Origin of the sequence: Mesorhizobium sp. LNHC229A00 (assembly GCF_000502415.1) — a bacterium.
Lineage (GTDB): Bacteria > Pseudomonadota > Alphaproteobacteria > Rhizobiales > Rhizobiaceae > Mesorhizobium.
Genome location: NZ_AYWQ01000250.1, coordinates 1 through 285, shown reverse-complemented (window position 1 = coordinate 285; position 285 = coordinate 1). Strand labels below are relative to the sequence as shown.

Annotated in this window: 1 protein-coding gene; it reads left to right on the top strand. The window is 60.4% G+C overall.

Annotated elements, in window-relative coordinates; translation table 11 throughout:
- A partial coding sequence (locus tag X742_RS140055) for an MBL fold metallo-hydrolase (RefSeq protein WP_023775715.1) occupies positions 1-285 on the top strand: 285 nt, incomplete at both ends.

The following is a 285-nucleotide window of genomic DNA, read 5'->3' as shown; positions in this document are numbered from 1 at the left end:
ATCATATGGATCACGTCGACGCGAATCTGGCGCTCAAGGAGCGCTTCAAGCTGCGCATCGTCGGCCCGGAGGCGGAAAAGGCCAAGATCCCCGGCATCGATGAAACCGTCGAAGAAGGCTCCGTCCTGCATCTCGGCAACGAGCGCATCGAAGTGATCGCCACGCCCGGGCATACCGCTGGCCATGTCTCCTACCATCTGCCGTTATCGAAAGTGGCGTTCACCGCGGATACGTTGTTTGCGCTGGGTTGTGGGCGGCTGTTCGAATGCAAGCCGCCGGTGATGT